16 protein-coding genes are annotated in these 15,668 nt (G+C 60.5%); 11 read left to right on the top strand and 5 right to left on the bottom strand.

Annotated elements, in window-relative coordinates:
• Positions 1–145 precede the first annotated feature (145 nt).
• From WA157_RS05510 to ntrC, 11 genes are all read left to right on the top strand, one after another.
• Complete coding sequence (locus tag WA157_RS05510; protein WP_422620011.1) at positions 146–1,984, top strand: PHA/PHB synthase family protein; 1,839 nt, start codon at positions 146–148, stop codon at positions 1,982–1,984.
• Positions 1,974–2,411 (top strand): hypothetical protein, encoded by a 438-nt coding sequence (locus tag WA157_RS05505; protein ID WP_422620010.1) that lies wholly within the window; start codon positions 1,974–1,976, stop codon positions 2,409–2,411. The genes WA157_RS05510 and WA157_RS05505 overlap by 11 nt, the downstream gene beginning before the upstream one ends.
• 85 nt (positions 2,412–2,496) lie before the next feature.
• Positions 2,497–3,918 carry a bifunctional enoyl-CoA hydratase/phosphate acetyltransferase gene (locus tag WA157_RS05500; protein ID WP_422620009.1) on the top strand — a complete coding sequence of 474 codons (1,422 nt, stop codon included), beginning with the start codon at positions 2,497–2,499 and terminating at the stop codon, positions 3,916–3,918.
• 10 nt (positions 3,919–3,928) lie between these two features.
• Positions 3,929–5,104: an acetate/propionate family kinase gene (locus WA157_RS05495; protein ID WP_422620008.1), complete on the top strand. Its 1,176-nt coding sequence runs from the start codon at positions 3,929–3,931 to the stop codon at positions 5,102–5,104.
• A 76-nt stretch (positions 5,105–5,180) separates the two neighbouring features.
• Positions 5,181–5,924, top strand: a complete 744-nt coding sequence (locus WA157_RS05490) for a 16S rRNA pseudouridine(516) synthase (protein ID WP_422620007.1) — start codon at positions 5,181–5,183, stop codon at positions 5,922–5,924.
• 28 nt (positions 5,925–5,952) lie between these two features.
• On the top strand, positions 5,953–6,849 hold the full coding sequence (locus tag WA157_RS05485; protein WP_422620006.1) for an EI24 domain-containing protein: 897 nt from the start codon (positions 5,953–5,955) through the stop codon (positions 6,847–6,849).
• Positions 6,830–7,669, top strand: a complete 840-nt coding sequence (locus WA157_RS05480; RefSeq protein WP_422620005.1) for a competence/damage-inducible protein A — start codon at positions 6,830–6,832, stop codon at positions 7,667–7,669. The genes WA157_RS05485 and WA157_RS05480 overlap by 20 nt, the downstream gene beginning before the upstream one ends.
• 210 nt (positions 7,670–7,879) lie before the next feature.
• The gene (gene glnA / locus WA157_RS05475) at positions 7,880–9,295 is read left to right on the top strand and encodes a type I glutamate--ammonia ligase (protein ID WP_422620004.1); all 1,416 of its coding nucleotides are present in this window, start codon (positions 7,880–7,882) and stop codon (positions 9,293–9,295) included.
• A gap of 196 nt (positions 9,296–9,491) precedes the next feature.
• Complete coding sequence (locus WA157_RS05470; protein WP_318665590.1) at positions 9,492–10,007, top strand: hypothetical protein; 516 nt, start codon at positions 9,492–9,494, stop codon at positions 10,005–10,007.
• Positions 10,004–11,119 (top strand): nitrogen regulation protein NR(II), encoded by a 1,116-nt coding sequence (gene glnL, locus WA157_RS05465; protein ID WP_422620012.1) that lies wholly within the window; start codon positions 10,004–10,006, stop codon positions 11,117–11,119. Before WA157_RS05470 ends, glnL begins: the two co-directional genes overlap by 4 nt.
• Positions 11,120–11,153: 34 nt before the next feature.
• On the top strand, positions 11,154–12,716 hold the full coding sequence (gene ntrC, locus WA157_RS05460; protein WP_422620003.1) for a nitrogen regulation protein NR(I): 1,563 nt from the start codon (positions 11,154–11,156) through the stop codon (positions 12,714–12,716).
• Between the two features lie 55 nt (positions 12,717–12,771).
• Here ntrC and xth read toward each other — a convergent pair whose 3' ends face one another.
• The 5 genes from xth to WA157_RS05435 all read right to left on the bottom strand — a co-directional run bounded on the left by xth (position 12,772) and on the right by WA157_RS05435 (position 15,522).
• A complete protein-coding gene (gene xth / locus WA157_RS05455) occupies positions 12,772–13,551 on the bottom strand; it encodes an exodeoxyribonuclease III (protein WP_422620002.1) in 780 nt (259 codons plus the stop codon).
• A gap of 75 nt (positions 13,552–13,626) precedes the next feature.
• Positions 13,627–14,121 carry a dihydrofolate reductase gene (locus WA157_RS05450; protein WP_422620001.1) on the bottom strand — a complete coding sequence of 165 codons (495 nt, stop codon included), beginning with the start codon at positions 14,119–14,121 and terminating at the stop codon, positions 13,627–13,629.
• Complete coding sequence (locus WA157_RS05445) at positions 14,122–14,955, bottom strand: thymidylate synthase (protein ID WP_422620000.1); 834 nt, start codon at positions 14,953–14,955, stop codon at positions 14,122–14,124.
• Position 14,956: 1 nt separating this feature from the next.
• Positions 14,957–15,271: a CcdB family protein gene (locus WA157_RS05440; RefSeq protein ID WP_422619999.1), complete on the bottom strand. Its 315-nt coding sequence runs from the start codon at positions 15,269–15,271 to the stop codon at positions 14,957–14,959.
• A gap of 11 nt (positions 15,272–15,282) precedes the next feature.
• Entirely contained in the window at positions 15,283–15,522 is a 240-nt protein-coding gene (locus WA157_RS05435) for a type II toxin-antitoxin system CcdA family antitoxin (protein ID WP_422619998.1), read from the bottom strand.
• Positions 15,523–15,668: the final 146 nt, after the last annotated feature.

Here is a 15,668-nt window from a genome sequence, read left to right as displayed (position 1 = left end):
AGCAGTTGCCTCTGACAGACCGTTGGAAGACGTTCCTGGACTACGTGGTGGCGAAAATAACCCGCCCTTTGCCGCCGTGGCACCGAACGGATCAACTCACGATGGCAGGGTAACTGCCGGATTTAGGCTGAACTCAGGTGTTGTCATGAAAAAATCGATTCCACTCCCGCCGCCGACTGAACGGCAGCTGGCTGCCGCCCAGGCGCTTGATGAAGCGTTTCACTCGCAACTGGCCAAGGTCAACCTGGGTTTGTCACCGATTTCCCTGGCCCTGGCTTACGCCGACTGGGCCATGCATCTGGCCACATCGCCGGGGCAACAGATGCTGCTGGCGCAGCGGGCGCTGGCACTGTCGCAACAAGCACTCAGCAGCCCTTGGCAGGAGCAGCTCGCGTCCGATGACGAGTCTCAGCCAGCGCCAGTCGATGACCCGCGCTTCAATGATCCGGGCTGGCACCACTGGCCTTTCAATGTGCTCAAAGAAAGCTTCAAAGCCACCAGTTCCTGGTGGCACGAGGCAAGCCAGGTCGAGGGGGTGTCGAGCCATCACCGCCATGTGGTTGATTTTTTTAACCGGCAGGGGCTCGATGCGCTGTCGCCCTCCAACCTGCCCATCACCAACCCCGAGGCGATCAAAAAGGGGAAAGAATCCCTGGGACAGAGCTGGCTCAAGGGTTACCAGCATTTGGCCCTGGACCTGCTGGAGCGAAGCCAGCACACCGGTGGCGCGTCCCGCACCGCGCTCAAACCGTTGCCATTCAAGGTCGGCCAGGACGTCGCCGTCACGCCGGGCAAGGTGGTGTTTCGCAATGATCTGATTGAGCTGATCCAGTACACACCAACGACCGCTGGTGTCTACCCGGAGCCGCTGCTGATTGTGCCGTCCTGCATCATGAAGTACTACATCCTGGACTTGTCGCCCGGCAATTCAATGGTGCGTTATCTGGTCGGGCAAGGGCACACCGTGTTCATGATCTCGTGGCGCAACCCGGATGCATCCGACCGCGAACTGGGTATGCAGGACTACCTGCAACTGGGTGTGATGGAGGCCATGGCGGCGGTGAAGTCGCTCACTGGCGCACCCCGTATTCATGCCCTGGGCTATTGCCTGGGCGGGACTTTTCTGGCCATTGTGGCGGCGGCACTGGGTGCTCGCCAGCCGCAGTCGCACCGGCGCGGGCAAGGAAAAAATCAGCACCGTCGACGGGAAGATGCGGTCGCGCTCGACACCATGCCCGAGCTGGCCAGCGTGACTCTGCTGGCGGCGCAAACTGACTTCACTGAACCGGGCGAGCTGGGCGTTTTCATTGACGACGATCAGCTCAAGACCCTGCGCGAGTCAATGGCGCGCACCGGTTTCCTCTCGGGCAGGCAGATGGCCGGATCGTTCCAGTTCTTGAATTCGCGCGATCTGGTCTGGTCCCGCAGCACGCGGCGCTACCTGTTGGGCCAGGACGAGGTGGGCAACGACATGATGAGCTGGAACGCCGACGTCACACGTCTGCCCGAGCGCATGCACAACGAGTACCTGTCCTCGCTTTTTTTGAATAACGCGCTGGCCACTGGCAACTACCGCGTGGCCGGGGTCGGGGTCGCCCTGATGGATATCCATGCGCCGCTGCTGGTGGTGGGCACCCAGCGCGACCACGTGTCGCCCTGGCAGTCGGTCTACAAGATTCATCTCTACACCGACACCCAGACCACTTTCATTCTGGCGGCGGGAGGCCACAACGCGGGCATTGTGTCCGAGCCCGGACATCGAGGGCGCAGTTACCAGATGGACTGCATGGAAAAAGGTCACGCTTGGACAGAACCTGATGACTGGGCGGCGCATGCGCCTTTATTCGAGGGTTCATGGTGGGAGGCCATGCATCGCTGGTTGCATGAGCGCTCAGGCAAGCCGGTGCCGCCGCCCGCCATCAACCCGGCCACAGTGTTGGGCGATGCGCCTGGGGACTATGTGATGACGCGCTATGCCGACTGACCCCCTCGCCCTGGACGAAGCACAAGTTGACCGTCTGCGCCAAATGGAGGCATCCATCGAGTCGCTCAACGCACGCATCGCCCGCTTGGCCATCGCCTTGGGGATATCGCTGGCAAACGATAACGACGTGGCCGGCTTGATGAGCGAACACCACGCGCCGACGGTCTTGCACGAGCGGCGAGTCACATCCGGGCACGCTGAGGCAGCACACGCCAGCACCAGCCCGGAGCACCGGGTGGCGCACCAACGCGAAGAGTTGCGCGGCCTGCTGGTCATGCGCTACGGTGTCGAAAAGCGCTATGTCGACGATACCGGCGTCACGGTCACACGCCAGATCATGGTCCAGGCCGAGCAGCAGTTGGAGCGCAGAGGCTTCAAACCCGGTGTGGACGGCATTAACCTGGAACGCCTGTTTGGCCAGTCCTGACTTCTACGCCTGCCACGCCGTCGCGTGACTCAACCCTTCTATTGCCCGGTGCCCCGTCTTTTTTCCCCGCCACGTTAAACCAACCATGAATCTTTCACTGCACGCTGATTTGATTGAAAACGTCACTTTTGACGAAATAACACTGGGGCAAAGCGCCCGCCTGTTGCGCACCCTGACGGTGGCCGACATCCAGGCCTTTGCCGCCGTATCAGGCGACACCAACCCGGCCCATCTGAACGCCGAGTATGCCAATGACACCTTGTTCCACGGTGTGATTGCTCACGGCATGTGGGGCGGCGCCCTGATTTCAGCGCTGCTGGGAACACAGTTTCCGGGCCCGGGCACCATTTACCAGGAGCAGGTTTTGCATTTTGTTCAACCGGTTCGTGTCGGCGACACGCTCACGGTGATGGTCAAGGTGGTGAGCAAAAATGACCTCCATAAGAGTGTCGAACTCGATTGCCAGGTATTGAACCAGAAAGGCGTGCGGGTGCTGTACGGCACGGCCCGGGTGCTGGCGCCAACCAAAAAAGTGCGCCTGCCGCGCGTCAATCTGCCACAAATCCAGTTGCATGACCCACAAGCCCGTTTTAATGAGTTGTTGGCCTTGGGCAAGGGCATGCCCGCCGTGCGCTGCGCCGTGGTGCATCCGTGCGACGAGGGCTCGCTCAGCGGCGCCATGGACTCGGCCAGCCATGGCTTGATCGTGCCGGTGCTGATTGGCCCCGAACTGCGCATCCGCCGCGTGGCCGAGCAGGCGGGCATTGACTTGGGTGACGTCGAGATCATCTCGGTGCCGCACAGCCACGCCGCCGCCGACAAGGCGGCAGAAATGGCCGCCGGGGGCGAAGTCGAGGTGTTGATGAAGGGTGGTTTGCACACCGATGAGCTGATTCACGCCGTGCTGGCCCGGCCCGAGTTGCGCACCGGGCGGCGCATGTCGCATGTCTTTCGCTTTGACATACCGCTTTACCCCAAGCCGCTTCTGATCACCGACGCCGCGCTCAATATTCGCCCCACCCTGCCCGAAAAAATGGACATCATTCAAAACGCAATCGACTTCGCCCGCATCATGGGGGTGGCAGTCCCCAAGGTCGCGATTCTGTCGGCGGTGGAAACTGTCAGCCCCAACATCCCTTCCACCCTGGACGCCGCGGCGCTGTGCAAGATGGCCGATCGCGGCCAGATCACCGGCGGCATACTGGACGGTCCGCTGGCCTTTGACAACGCGATTTCAGCCCACGCCGCGCAGATCAAAAACATTGACTCCCCGGTTGCGGGGCAAGCCGACATCATGGCCGTGCCCGATCTTGAATCGGGCAATATGCTGGCCAAACAGCTGGAGTATCTGGCCGGTGCCTCCGGCTCGGGCTTGGTGCTGGGCGCACGCGTGCCCATTGCCCTGACCAGCCGCGCCGACGGCCCCATGAACCGGGTGGCGTCAGCACTGCTAGCCCAACTGGCTGCCAACAACGCACGGCGCAACCAGCCGCGCCAGGTCTGGTAAGGAGCATCACATGGCCATACTTTCTGTCAACGCGGGCTCCTCCACACTCAAATTTTCGATCCATCCCTTGTATGACGGCCACGTGCAGCGCAGCGTGCTCACCGGCAGCATTCAGGGTTTGGAGCCCGGTGGCGCGCCGGTGCTGGACTGGACCTTTCAGGGCCACGCCCAACATCGCCAACTTGAGCGCGCGGCCGATCCGTTTGATCAAGCCCTGCGCAGCCTGGGCGACTTGCTGCAGGGTGACCCTGCCGTTCCCACGATCAAGGCGATTGCCCACCGGGTGGTGCATGGCGGACGAAAATTTTCGGCCAGCGTGCGAATCACGGCCCCCATTTTGAACGAGCTGACCGAGTTGATTTCGCTGGCGCCGCTGCACCAGCCGCAAAATCTGCAAGGCATTCGGGCCTTTCAAAAAGCCTTTCCGAGCCTGCCGCAAGTGGCCTGCTTTGACACCGCCTTTCATGCCACCCTGCCCGAAGTGGATTACACCTATGCCTTGCCACAGGCGCTGACAGAGCAAGGCGTACGCCGTTATGGCTTTCATGGCCTGTCGTACCAGTACGTCATGAGCGTGCTGCTGGAGCGCAGCGAACAGGCCAAGGGTCGCGTGCTGATGGCGCATCTGGGCAACGGTGCCAGCCTGTGCGCGGCGCGCGGCGGACGCAGCTGCTCGACCAGCATGGGGTTCTCGGCGCTCGATGGCTTGATGATGGGCACCCGCACCGGCTCCATCGACCCCGGCGTTCTGCTCTACCTGATGGAGCAAGGCTGGGACCACGACCGGCTGGAAACCCTGCTCTACAAGCAAAGCGGCTTGCTCGGCGTCTCCGGCATCAGCGCCGACATGCGACTTCTGCGCGCCGACAGCAGTGCGGCAGCGCTTGCGGCGATTGAATTATTCACCTACCGTGCGGTGCGCGAATCGGGCGCGCTGATCGCTTGTCTGGGCGGGCTGGACGTGCTGGCCTTCAGCGGTGGCATTGGCGAACATGACATTGAGCTGCGGGCACAGATGGGCCAGCGCCTGGCCTGGCTGGGCGTCGTGATCGACCCGCTGCTGAACCAGCAGGCCGTCGGCAACGAGATCATGGCCATCCATACACCACAAAGCCGGGCACAGGTGTGGGTGGTGCCAACCGACGAAGGTCTGGTGGCGGCGCGCGAAGCCGCGCGCCTGATTTGATGATTTCGGTGTGCTTTAGCGCCGCCGCGGGTCCGCACTGACGACATTTCAACGCCGGCTTTGCGATACTCTGTCCATGCAGTTACAAGACATTCTTTATACCCAGGGCTTTGGTACCCGGCGCGTGTGCGCCGGCATGATTCAGCAGGGACTGGTCGGCGTCTATGAGTCAAATCAGGCTCCAGCCCCCGTCCTATATACGAAAGCAGCTACAGAATTTATAGCGGATGGTTTGCGCTTGCGAGTCCAGGGGGTGGACTGGCCGTACCATGAAAAAGCCTACGTCATGCTGCACAAACCCGGCGCCACCGAGTGCTCCCAGAAGCCCTCCACCTACCCCAGCATTTACACCCTGCTGCCCTCTGCCCTGCGCCTGCGCCCGCAAAAGGGCGCGGTGCAAGGCGTGCAAGCGGTTGGCCGCCTGGATCAGGACACCACCGGGCTGCTGCTGCTCACCGACGACGGCCAGTTCATCCATCGCATGAATTCGCCGCGTCACCATGTGCCCAAGGTTTACGAAGTCACGGTCAAGCACCCGCTCGACGACACCCAGGTGGCCCGGCTGCTGGCCGGTGTGGTGCTCGACGACGACCCCAAACCGGTGCACGCCGCTGCCGCCGAGGCGGTATCCAACCACCACCTTCGCCTGACCCTGACCGAGGGCAAATACCACCAGGTCAAACGCATGGTGGCCGCCGTCAGCAACCGGGTAGAGGCCTTGCACCGCTCGCAAATCGGCGGCTTGCGCCTGCCCGATGACCTGGCACCAGGCCAGTGGCGCTGGTTGAGCGCGGCCGATCTGGCCAGCATCGCGGGCTGAGGCTGCGAGCGCGCGGTATGCTTGCGTCATGAACCTGTTTCTCGATGCCTTCTGGCGCGCAGTGGCCTATTGTCTGCACCCGCGTGTGATCGTGTTGTCGCTGTTGCCGCTGCTGCTGACGGTGGCGCTCGCCGGGGGCCTGGGCTATTACTTTTGGGACAACACGCTGGAGTGGGTGCGCGGAGCGCTGGAGGCCTCCACCCTCGTCAACACCGTCTGGGACTGGCTGCAAAGCGTGGGCGCGGGCAGCCTCAAGCTGGCGCTGGCGCCTCTGATAGTGATTTTTGCCGTGACACCCATCCTTGTGATGCTGTCCTTGCTCACCGTCGCGCTGTTGATGACACCGCTGCTGACCCGGCTGGTGGCTGCGCGGCGTTTTCCGCAACTCGAGCGCAAGCACGGTGGCTCCTTGGTGCGCAGTCTGCTGTGGTCTCTGGGCTCGACCGGGCTGGCCTTGATCGCCTTGCTGGTTTCCTTGCCGCTGTGGCTGATTCCGCCCTTGATTCTGGTGCTGCCGCCGCTAATCTGGGGCTGGCTGACTTATCGTGTGATGGCGTTTGATGCACTGGCCGAACACGCCAGTGTCGAGGAGCGACGCGAGATTTTTCGCCGTCATCGCGGCTGGTTGTTGGGTATCGGCGTTTTTTGCGGCTACCTGGGCGCCGCACCGAGCTTGCTGTGGGCCTCGGGTGTCTTGTTTGCCGCGGCGTTTGTCATTTTGATGCCACTGGCGATCTGGCTTTACACGCTGATTTTTGCCTTGTCTTCACTCTGGTTTGCGCATTACAGTCTGGCCGCCCTGCAAGCCTTGCGAGCCGAGGCGGACCCGGTCGCCGCCCCGCCCTCGCCTGGCGCCACAACGATTGACGTGCAGGCGCTAACATTGCCGGATGAACCAACCGCCAATGCCAACACCTCCCTCTGACGCTGCACCCCGTTTCGGCCTGATCATCATTGGGGATGAAATTTTGTCAGGCAAGCGCGCTGACAAACACCTGCCCAAAGTCATCGAACTGCTCAAGGCGCGCGGCCTGTCACTTGACTACGCCGAGTACGTGGGCGACTCACCCGAACGCATCACGGCCACCCTGAAGCGCGCCTTTGCATCGGGCGACGTCGTGTTTTCAACCGGCGGCATTGGCGCCACCCCCGACGACCACACCCGCCAGTGCGCCGCAGATGCCCTCGGGGTTGCGTTGGCGCTGCACCCCCAAGCCGCCGAACTGATCCGCCAACGCATGCAAGACCTCGCCAAAGAACAGGGCAGCGTCTATGAGCCCGATCAACCTGAGAACCTGCACCGGCGGCTCAACATGGCCGTGTTTCCGGTCGGCGCAACGATCATTCCCAACCCGTACAACCGCATTGCGGGCTTTTTCTGCAAGGGGGAGCGTGGGGGCGTCTATTTCGTGCCCGGTTTTCCGGTGATGGCCTGGCCGATGATCGAATGGGTGCTCGACACGCATTACCCGCAGTTGCACCAAACTGCCGCCTGGATCGAGCAGTCGGTCATCGTGTTTGGTGCCATGGAAGCCACACTGACGCCGCTGATGCAAGACATTGAGCGGCGCCACATCGGCGTCAAGGTGTTCAGCCTGCCCAGCGTGGATCATCCAGAGTACGGCCGGCACATTGAACTGGGGGTCAAGGGTGAACCAGCACGAGTCGCCCCGGCCTATGCTGATCTGCTGGCGGGTCTGCACCGTCTTAACGCCAATCTTGGCCCTGAATTGGTGCAAAAATAATCCCAACAACTCAGCATTGACAAGTGACTGCACCTGATTGGTGCCAAACTTATTGATGCGATCTAATGTTTGTGCAACAAGGTCGGCAGCGACTGAAAGTCAGGGCAAAATGTTGCATTGGACATTTAAGTCGCAGCGCCGCAACTGGCACAAAAACTGCATGACACCTAACCATACCCTTTTCAACAACGATTCAACCAGGAGTATTTGATGGCCAAGACCGTCGCAGACGTCATGAAGATGGTGAAAGACAACGAGGTCAAATTTGTTGACTTCCGTTTCACCGATACCCGGGGCAAGGAACAGCACGTGACCGTGCCGGTTTCTCATTTTGATGAAGACAAGTTCAGTTCGGGCCACGCCTTTGACGGCTCGTCGATCGCCGGCTGGAAAGGCATTGAAGCCTCCGACATGCAGCTCATGCCCGACCCCAACACCGCGAACATTGATCCGTTCTTTGAAGAAACGACGTTGTTCATGAGCTGTGACGTGGTTGAGCCCAATGACGGCAAAGCCTATGACCGCGACCCCCGCTCCGTCGCCAAGCGTGCTGAAGCCTACCTCAAGGCCTCCGGTATGGGAGACACCGCCTTTTTCGGCCCTGAACCAGAATTCTTCATCTTTGATGACGTGCGCTGGAACACCGACATGTCGGGCACTTTCTTCAAGATCGACGAGTACGAAGCGCCCTGGAATTCCGGCAAGAAGATCGAAGGCGGCAATCGCGGTCACCGCAATACCGTCAAGGGCGGCTACTTTCCAGTGCCCCCGGTGGACAGCACGCAAGACATGCGTGCCGAGATGTCCCTGATCCTCGAATCGCTGGGCATTCCGGTTGAAGTGTTCCACCACGAAGTGGCGGGCGCCGGTCAGAATGAACTGGGCACCAAGTTCAGCACACTGGTGCAACGCGCCGACTGGACGCAAGTCCTGAAATACGTGGTGCAAAACGTGGCCAATGCCTATGGCAAAACCGCCACCTTCATGCCCAAACCCATCGTCGGCGACAACGGCTCAGGCATGCACGTGCACCAGTCGATCTGGAAAGACGGCAAAAACCTGTTTGCTGGCGACGGCTATGCTGGATTGAGCGACTTTGCGCTGTACTACGTGGGCGGTATCATCAAACACGCCCGCGCCTTGAACGCCATCACCAACCCCGGCACCAACAGCTACAAGCGTCTGGTGCCCGGCTTTGAGGCCCCGGTGAAATTGGCTTATTCGGCCAAGAACCGCTCGGCCTCGATCCGCATTCCGTACGTGGCCAACCCCAAGGGCCGCCGCATCGAGGCTCGGTTTCCCGATCCGCTGATGAATCCGTACCTTGGTTTTGCGGCCCTGATGATGGCCGGTCTGGACGGCGTGGAAAACAAAATCCATCCGGGCGAAGCTGCCACCAAAGACCTGTACCACCTGCCACCAGAAGAAAACGCCAAGATTCCGACCGTCTGCCACAGCCTGGACCAGGCGCTGGACTGCCTGGACGCTGACCGCAGCTTCCTGACCAAGGGCGGCGTCTTCACCGACAGTCTGCTCGATGCCTACATTGAACTCAAGATGGGCGAGGTCACGCGCTTGCGCATGGCCACCCACCCGATCGAGTTCGACATGTACTATTCGCTGTAAACCACGACAGAACCTGCGGGACAGACCGCAGCTACGCGCAGCGAGCCAGCTCTGTCCTCAACTGGCAAGGACTGTGGTAAAAAAGGACGGCATTTGCCGTCCTTTTTCATTTGTGTGGATTGAACTTTCTTCACATCATGCGTAACTGACGCATACTGACAACTTCATCCATGCATTTTTCCAGCGTGGAAAATTTATGAACCATGCTTTATTGATTTCCCTGGCGGCTTGCTTGTTGGTGGGCAACAGCTTTGCCCAGGAACGAATTTACCGCTGTGGCAACGAATACACCAACACCGTGCCCAGTGCCCAGACAAAAGGCTGCAAGCTCATGGAAGGCGGCAACGTGACCGTGGTGCAGGGCACCCGTCCCCATGCCGCCCAGCAGAAGCAGGCAGCGGCAGCGCCGCAAGCTGCGTCTGCGCCCGGGCAGCGGGTCGACGCCGCAGATCAGAAGTCGCGTGACTCGGATGCGCGCCAGATTCTTGAACTGGAGCTGAAGAAAGCCCAGGCGCGCCAGGAGGAGTTGCTGCGGGAATACAACAACGGCGAGCCGGAAAAGCAGGGCAGCGAGGCGCGCAATTACCAGAAATACCTGGACCGGGTGGCGGAACTCAAGGCCAGTCTGGCCCGCAACGAGAGCGACATGGCCGGTATTCGCCGTGAACTCGGACGACTCGGCGTTCCGGCGGCGGCACCTGGGGCAAAATAAGTCGCTTGAACAAGCCTGATCACACCCCGACTGCCCCTGACGTCGCGCCCAGCGCCGCGGCGACGCTACGCTTCCAGTCCTTTGACCTGCTTGCCACACTGGTGGCAGTGGTGCACAGCAATGGCACCGTCCTCTTTGCCAATGCCGCGTTGGAAGACGCGCGCGGCATGTCACGACGCGCGATTGTGGGCTCATGCCTGTCCGACAGCTTTACGGAACCCGCCCGCCTCCAACAGGCCTTGCAAAGCGCTGATGACAATGAATTTGCCGCCTTGCGCTATGACACCTGGCTCAAACGCTTGAACCACGAGCCGCTGCCGGTGCATGTGATCGTGACCCGGACTGAAACAGAAGATGAAATTGTGGTCGAGTTGCTGCCACTGGAGCAGCAAGCGCGTCAGGACCGGGAGGAACGCCTGGCTGAGCAGGCGCAGGCCAACAAAGAGCTGATTCGCAATCTGGCGCACGAGATCAAGAACCCGCTGGGCGGTATTCGCGGCGCGGCGCAGTTGCTGGAGCTCGAAATGGACTCGGCAGAACTCACCGAATACACGCAGGTCATCATTCATGAGGCGGATCGTCTGCAAACGCTGGTAGACCGGCTGCTGGCACCGCACCGGCGCCCGCATCTGGTGGGGGATGTCAACATCCACGAGGTTTGTGAACATGTGCGGCTGCTCCTGTCGGCCGAATTCCCCAAGGGCCTGCAGGTGGTGCGCGACTTCGACACCTCGATTCCAGAGTTTCGCGGTGACCGCGAGCAACTCATCCAGACCATCCTCAATATTGCGCACAACGCCTGCCAGGCGCTGGCCGCGCAGATCGCGCAAGGCAACGCCTGCCTGACTTTTCGCACCCGAATTGCGCGCCAGATCACTTTTGGTAAACAACGCTATCGGTTGGCACTGGAATTGCATGTGATTGACAACGGGCCTGGTGTACCAGACTCGATCAAGGACCGCATTTTCTATCCGCTGGTGTCAGGGCGCGAAGGCGGTTCGGGGCTGGGACTGACATTGGCGCAAACCTTTGTCCAGCAACACCACGGTTTGATCGAGTGCGACAGTGTGCCGGGCTGCACGGATTTCAAGATATTGATTCCACTCCCTTAACCGTTCTCGCCATTGACCTGAGGTAAGCCCACCTATGAAGCCGATTTGGATCGTAGATGATGACCAGTCCATCCGCTTCGTGCTGGAGAAGGCGCTTCTGCGAGAAGACCTGCCCACGCGCAGTTTCACCAGTGCGCGCGAGGTACTGGCCGCGCTCACTGACTGCAACGACGACAACGCGCCGCGCGTGTTGGTGAGCGACATTCGCATGCCGGGCGGCTCGGGTTTGGATCTACTTGAGAAGGTCAAGGAAAAATACCCGGCGCTGCCGGTGATCATCATGACCGCGTACTCCGACCTGGACAGCGCGGTATCCGCCTTTCAGGGTGGTGCATTTGAATACCTGCCCAAGCCGTTTGATCTAACCAAGGCGGTGGAGCTGATCCGCCGCGCCGTCGAAGAAAGCCAGCGCGAAGAGGTGGCGCTGGAACTCACCACCGACGCGCCCGAGATGCTGGGCCAGGCGCCGGCCATGCAGGATGTGTTTCGCGCCATTGGCCGCTTGAGCCAGAGCAACGTCACGGTCCTGATCACCGGCGAATCCGGCTCGGGCAAAGAACTGGTGGCGCGGGCGCTGCACAAGCACTCGCCACGCGCCAAGGGGCCGTTTGTGGCGATCAACACCGCAGCCATTCCGAAAGACTTGCTGGAGTCCGAACTGTTCGGCCATGAGCGCGGCGCCTTCACCGGTGCACAGGCCATGCGCCGGGGCCGCTTTGAGCAGGCCGATGGCGGCACGCTGTTTCTGGACGAAATCGGCGACATGCCGTTTGACCTGCAAACCCGGCTTTTGCGCGTCTTGAGCGACGGCCATTTTTACCGCGTGGGGGGTCACAGCGCCGTCAAGACCAATGTGCGGGTGATTGCCGCCACGCATCAGGACCTGGAGCAACGCGTCAAGGACGGTGCCTTTCGCGAGGACTTGTTTCACCGCATCAATGTCATCCGCCTGCGCCTGCCGGCCTTGCGCGAGCGCAAAGAGGACATTGCCGTACTGACGCGCCATTTTTTGCAGCAAAGTGCCGCCCAGCTGGGTGTCGAGCCCAAGAGGATTTCAGAAGCGGCATTGGTTTGGCTCGGCAACTTTGCCTTTCCGGGCAACGTGCGGCAACTGGAAAACATCTGCCACTGGTTGACAGTGATGGCGCCAGCACAAGTGATCGAACCCAAGGACTTGCCGCCGGAAGTGGGGGTGATGGCAACTGGCCCGAGTGAGACGCCGGCCGCCATGCCCTCGCCCGCAACCCTGATGATGTCTGCCCTGCAACCGCACCCACCCGAATCATCGCTGGTAGCGGCCACCGCAAGCCCAGAGTTGATACCCGCCTACGGATCGGCTGCCATGGCGCCACCGCAGCCTGGCAGCGCTGGAGAAGTGGTCGGGGCGGCCTGGGAGTTGGGACTTGAAGCCGAGGCCCTTGCCTTGCTGGCAGGTGGTCGCAATGATGTGTGGGACGCCCTGACGCACCGTTTTGAGGCGCGGTTGATTCTGGCCGCACTGGCTGTCACCCGGGGCCGACGTATTGAGGCAGCTCAAAAACTGGGCATCGGGCGCAACACCATCACGCGCAAGATTCAGGAGTTGGGTTTGGAGTGAATCAGGCTACAGCCACCGTCCAGACTTGACCAGAAGCTATCAAAATAGCAGAAAACTAGACCTTCTCGGCGTCCGCCAGCGTCACCACCACTGGCGCGTGGTCGCTGGGGCGTTCATTCTTGCGCGGCGCCTTGTCAATCACACAGGCCGTCACCAGCGGCTTGAGTGCATCACTGACCAGAATGTGGTCAATGCGCAGGCCATGGTTACGTCGAAAGGCGAAGTCGCGGTAGTCCCACCAGGAGTAGCTTTTCTCGGGCTGCGTGAACAGGCGGTAAGTGTCATGCAGACCCAGCGCAATCAGGGCGCGCAGGTGGTAACGCTCCTCTTCGGTGCAATGAATCGTGTCCTTCAGGCCCACTGGGTCCCACACATCGGCATCGTCAAAGGTGATGTTGTAGTCACCCATCAGCACCAGTTTGGGGTGCGTCAGCAATTCGCCGCGGACCCAGTCGCGCAAGCCCTTGAGCCATGCCATCTTGTATTCAAACTTGTCGGAGCCCGGCTCCTGCCCATTGGGGAAATAGGCACCGATGACACGCACACCAGCCACGTCGGCACTGATGACGCGCGCCATGTCGTCGGCAAAGCCGGGGACGTTGCGCACCACGTTGAGTACCGGTTCCCGGCTGAGCAACGCGACGCCGTTGTAGGTCTTCTGGCCGAAGCATTCAGCGTGATAACCGGCCTGCCTGAAAGCATCGACAGGAAACTTGTCGTCGGTCAGCTTGAGTTCTTGCAGCGCCAGCACATCGACCGGGTTGGCCTGAAGCCAGTCCAGCACCTGCGGCAAGCGCACGGTCAGCGAGTTCACGTTCCAGGTGGCGAGTTTCATAGTCTATTATTCTTCAAGTAAAATCTGGCCATAGCCCCCGTGCTTGCTGGGATCGCAGCTATCAAAATTTATTTTTCAAGAGCCGGTTTTTCTGCGATAGGTCACAAAGCTGAAACTTAAGCCGGTGGATGATATTTGCCGCTCGCGGGCGGTTTCCACCCAATCCGGCCCGAACGAGGGTGCGAACGCATCGCCTTCAAATTCCGCATCAATCTCGGTCACCACCACCGTGTCGGCCTGCGGCAGGGCTTGGGCATAAAGCTCAGCGCCGCCAATCACCCAGGCATCACTCTCGGGCGGGCACAGGGCGCATGCCTCGGCCAGCGAATGCGCCGTTAATGCACCGGCTGCCTGCCAGTCCGGTTGGCGGGTTACCACGACGTTGAGGCGACCGGGCAGTGGCCGGAATTTGGGCGGCAAGGAATCCCAGGTCTTGCGCCCCATGATGACCGGCGAACCCAGTGTGGTGCGCTTGAAGTGAGCCAAGTCTTCGGGCAAATGCCAGGGCATCTTGCCATTGATACCAATGACGCCGTTCGCAGAACGGGCAAAAATCAGGTGAAGTTTCATTTAGACCGCCACCGGCGCCTTGATGGCGGGGTGGCACTCGTAGCCGAGCACCTCGAAGTCTTCGTACGCGTAGTCGAAGATCGACGCCGGTTTGCGCTTGATGCTGAGCGTCGGATAGGCAAAAGGCGTGCGGTTCAGTTGCAGCGCCACTTGCTCGGCATGGTTGCTGTAGACATGGCAGTCGCCCCCGGTCCAGATGAAGTCGCCGACGTCCAGGTCGCACTGCTGCGCCACCATGTGGGTCAAAAGCGCGTAGCTGGCAATGTTGAACGGCACCCCCAGAAAGATGTCGGCGCTGCGCTGGTAAAGCTGGCAGCTCAATTTGCCTTTGCCGCCAGGGGTTTGCGCCGGCGCCACGTAAAACTGGAAAAAGGCGTGGCAAGGCATGAGTGCCATCTTGTCGAGCTCGGCCACGTTCCAGGCGCTGACGATGATGCGACGCGAATCGGGGTTGGTTTTGAGCGTCTTGATGGCCTCGGCCATCTGGTCGATATGGCCGCCATCGGGTGTCGGCCAACTGCGCCACTGCACGCCATAGACCGGGCCCAGATCACCGTCAGGGCGGGCCCATTCGTCCCAGATGGTGCAACCGCGCTCTTGCAGCCATTTCACATTCGAGTCGCCGCGTAGAAACCACAGCAGTTCCAGCACGATGGCCTTGAGAAACACCTTTTTGGTGCTGACCAACGGAAAGCCCTCGTTCAGGTCAAACCGCATCTGATAACCAAACACGCTGGTGGTGCCGGTGCCGGTGCGGTCAGCCTTGAAAACGCCGTGGGTGGACACGTGGCGCAGGAAGTCTTCGTATTGGGAGCGGATGGGGTGGCTTGACATGTCAATAAGAACCAAAAAGGGTGTCCAGTGCGACGACGATGTCGTCGCGGTGAGTCAACAGACTGGCCACGGGTTGTTTCAAACCCGCTGCCGGGAATGCGGCCAATGCTGCGCTATCCAGCACCACGTCCTCACCGGCGATATCAAAGAGCGGATTCAGATCGCGCATGCGCGGGCCAAAAGCGGCTGCATGACGCAGTGGAATCACCACGCGGCTCGCAACCCGTTCGATGAAGTTGTTTTGCACGTCCAGCAAATAGGGTGTGAGCTTTCGCAGCGCAGTGTCCGGGTGGCGATAAACGTCAAAACGTGCCATCTGGTGCTTCTTCAAAAGGACCGGTACTTGGCCAGCGGCAGGCCTTCACTATCAATGCGGGCGTTGTAGTGATCGATCGCCGCCTGATTGTCTTCATTCCATTTTTCCCAGTAGCGGCGATTGACTTCTTCACCAAGCAAGGCATCCACGGTTTTGGACAGGTTCATGCCAAGTGCTTTGGCCTTGTCAATCGTGTCGGCGGTGATGGACAGATTGACCGGGCGTTTGGGAGCCTGAACAGCAGTGCGCATAGAACTCTCCTTGCTGAATGTGCATTATTTATGCGCACTATAGCATGCGCATAATGCAGAGAGTCTTTTGCCTGGCGGTCGCGGGCTAAAGAGCTGAATCAAAACTGGGGCGGCCGTTCCGCGAACGGTAGGCAAAAGATCCCGTT

The organism is Rhodoferax ferrireducens, assembly GCF_049302455.1.
GTDB classification, from domain to species: domain Bacteria; phylum Pseudomonadota; class Gammaproteobacteria; order Burkholderiales; family Burkholderiaceae_C; genus Rhodoferax; species Rhodoferax ferrireducens_B.
Note: the sequence above shows the minus strand (reverse complement) of the source record. Positions and strands in the feature narration are given on the sequence as shown.